This window comes from Aquiluna sp. (assembly GCF_965064355.1).
Genome location: NZ_CBCHRQ010000103.1, coordinates 1 through 3,113 on the forward strand (window position 1 = coordinate 1; position 3,113 = coordinate 3,113).

The following is a 3,113-nucleotide window of genomic DNA, read 5'->3' on the forward strand; positions in this document are numbered from 1 at the left end:
TGACCTTACGAACCATTTGTCACCTCTAACTGCACTAGTTTGGCAGGTCTGCGCAGATTTCGTCGACCATCTGACTGATTGTCGGAAGCGTTGAATAGCCTGCGGCAGCGAATAAATCTCTGTTGAATTCAGGATTCTCTGTGCTGAGGGTCCGATCGACTGACTTAGCTGAAGTGGTGCTGGTGACACTAACGTCATGACGCCCAAGTGCCCTAAGTTCTAGCCGGACCAATTCGTCCTTGGTGACCTGGTCCGCTGGGACCAGATGTTGAACGCCAGGCTTGAACAAATTCTTTGTCAATATTCCAAGAATGACTCTTCCAAAAGCCTTCGAGGACAAGCCATTCCAAAGGTGGTCTGTATAGCCCGAGATCGCAGCTCCGTTTGGCTGTTGGCGAACCCACTCGAAAAAGAGTGAGTTTCTGCCAAGTTCAGGCCCAATCAGGGAACAACGAAGGTGCATCACGCTGTCCGAAGGTATCTCTCCAAGGCTTTTGGTCTCTCCGTAGAGATCAACAGGGTCATGCGGAGTAGATTCGTTGTAGCTCCCAGCCAGGCCGCTGTAGACGCAGTCGGTTGCGACCTGAATGACCTTGATGCTCTTTACGCTAGCCACCCTCGCAAGCTCAGCGGGAAAATCGACGTTCAGGCGCACAGCTTTTGCTCTACTCGCAGGTGATGACTCGTCGATTCGAGACTTAGTGAGTCCCACGCAATTGATTACGTAGTCCCCTGATTCCAGCCCTGCTGAGATGAAAAGACTTGCGACATCTAGACTTTCGGCATCGAAGCGAATGCCCGCAGTTCTTGAGGCCGTGACAAGTTCAAACTTTGAGTTTTGCAAGACATCGACAACCGCTGAGCCCAGCATTCCGGTAGCGCCAAGAACTAAAACCTTAGTCATTTTGCTGAACCACCTCCTGAAGTCGATTTTCAAACGCCTTTACGGCTTCAACCTTAGAAAACTTTCCCGCGACCAGTGTCTGGTTTGCTTTACCAAGCTCTGGCAGGTTTGGACTCTTAGCCAATTCAAGTGCGTCACGCATAACCTGCTCGGGTGTCTCCGAGTAGCGAATGCCGGGGGCGTCGCCAAAGGTGAGCCACAACCCCTTTAGCCTGGTCGTTGCAACAGCAAGCCCGGTTGCCAAGTACTGAATTACCTTATTTGGGAACGCCGCATTTGAAACCAGTGAAGACTGCATCGGGTTCACAGCAACATCTGCTGCTGCGAGATAACCCGGCAGCTCGGCAAAGTTTACGAAGCCGGTAAACAACACCTTTTCTGTGAGCCCCAGTTTTGCCACCTGATGACGGAGTTCTTGATCTTGCTCTCCCCCGCCAACCAACACCAAGACGGTGTTGTCTTGCGCAGACTTTGCAAACTCATCAACAAGCTGTGGCAGCCCAGAGAAGTAGAAAAAACTTCCCATGTAAAGAATCACTTTGGAGTTTAGTGAGATACCAAGCTTCGATCGAATTTGACCGCGCTTGGCTACTCCATTCGCAAAATGAGACAAATCGATTGGTGGCAGATCAACAAACGTTCTTGAAGCCGCTGATCCCATGCTCCGGCAGTAATCAGCCATCGCTGAATTGTTCGCAGAAACCGCCGAAGCATTCCGGTAAACAAATTTCTCGGCACTGAGGATTAAGGGAGAGAAAACGCTTTTCCGAATCAGGTGAGACACATCCAAAGCTCGAAATACGAAAGGGATGCCCAACTTTTTGCTTACTGCGAGAGCTTGCCAGCCTGAGGTGGGTACTGAAAAGCTGACGACAACATCTGGCCTAAAGTCCCCGACCACATCGGCAAAACACTTCCTAAAGGTAAGTGCTGTCTTCAATCGGCCAAGGAGCGTGCCAGCAGCATTTTGAGGCGTATAAAGAGTGAGGTTTTTCTCCGACATTACACGGCCTGGAATCCGAGCTTTCCATCCAAGGGCTTTGACTTCTTCCTTCGAGAGTCCCTCGGGAAACTGAAGAAAAGCAATTTCATGGCCTAATGCTGCGAGATGTTCTGGGAACTCGTGCATCTCGAAAATGGGTTTTTCGAGATAGTTGACTTCGTGCAGAAAGAGAATTCTCACAAGCTCTACTTACTTGATGCGATGAAGCGTGTAACCCTCACCAGGAATCGTTTCAATCACAGCACCTGAGTAGGAGAGGTCACCGGTGACAAGGACATAGCTTGTTCCCTCCGGAACGAGCGTTGCATCCAAAACTGAGGCTGCACCAAAAAGCTCGTATTTGATTGCAGCCGAGTCTGCCCAGATGGCAACGTTGGTCGCTTCAAAACGAGAAGTCGCGACAATCCATGTGGAGTCAACCTGCTCTGGAGTTAGGTTTGCCCTTAGGTACTGACCAGCTCGGTCCTGAGCGTTTAGCTCGCCACGGAAACCCTGGTACTGATCCTGAATCTGGTAGCCAGTGCCGACCATGGTAACTGGCAAAAGGCCAATCAGAACTAGCGCTGTGTATTTGGGGAAGAACGCGAAGACAATCAAGGACGCAAAGCCAAATAGGGCTGCGGCATTGAAAACATCTTGGTTCACAACCAAACCAGCAAGGTTCGGTGCGTCAGCGATCTGAATGGTCAAGGTACCAAAGAATCCAGAGAATGCTGGAGTTATAAGGATCAGCATCACCACTGCAAGAGGAAGTCGAATCCAGATTTTGGTCTCAGCCATGAACTTGGAGGTCAATGCTGCAAGGCCTGCCAGCGGCACCACAACAAACAAGAAGTCGTAATAGCGCTCCAGAACGCGTGTGGTGTGGTCGTCTCCGCCACCGGTAATCCAGCCAGTGAAGACAACCACTTCGATTACGAGGCTGAACAGCCAGATAAATGCGAAGAGCGACAGCGCGGTGACCTTTGTAAGCTCCTTGCTTCTGGCAAGCTCAATGACCCCAACAGTGACACCTAAAATAACGATGCCCATAAGAGCCGCGATAGTCAGCATGTGAACGTTGAACTGCGTGCCGAAAAGGCTAAGCACTCCATTCATTGGAGTGGTGGCGACCGCGGAAGCAGATGCCGCTGAACCTGCGGGTGCAGTCACGGCAATCTGCTCAACTACTCCAGCATTTAGGTACTGACCGAAGAAGCTCAAGGC

The 3,113-nt window shown here is 50.9% G+C and carries 3 protein-coding genes; all 3 read right to left on the bottom strand.

The window, feature by feature from the left end:
* Positions 1 to 34: 34 nt before the first annotated feature.
* On the bottom strand, positions 35 to 904 hold the full coding sequence (locus AC128V_RS07010; protein WP_482763952.1) for a sugar nucleotide-binding protein: 870 nt from the start codon (positions 902 to 904) through the stop codon (positions 35 to 37).
* On the bottom strand, positions 897 to 2,033 hold the full coding sequence (locus tag AC128V_RS07015) for a glycosyltransferase (protein ID WP_482763954.1): 1,137 nt from the start codon (positions 2,031 to 2,033) through the stop codon (positions 897 to 899). The genes AC128V_RS07010 and AC128V_RS07015 overlap by 8 nt, the downstream gene beginning before the upstream one ends.
* Positions 2,034 to 2,096: 63 nt before the next feature.
* Positions 2,097 to 3,113 (bottom strand): hypothetical protein (locus AC128V_RS07020; protein WP_482763953.1); only part of this gene is annotated, 1,017 nt, incomplete at its 5' end.

Coding starts and splice junctions, on each gene's coding strand:
- AC128V_RS07010 (WP_482763952.1), bottom strand. CDS start 904: ATGACTAAGGTTTTAGTTCTTGGCGCTACCGGAATGCTGGGCTCAGCG.
- AC128V_RS07015 (WP_482763954.1), bottom strand. CDS start 2,033: ATGCACGAGTTCCCAGAACATCTCGCAGCATTAGGCCATGAAATTGCT.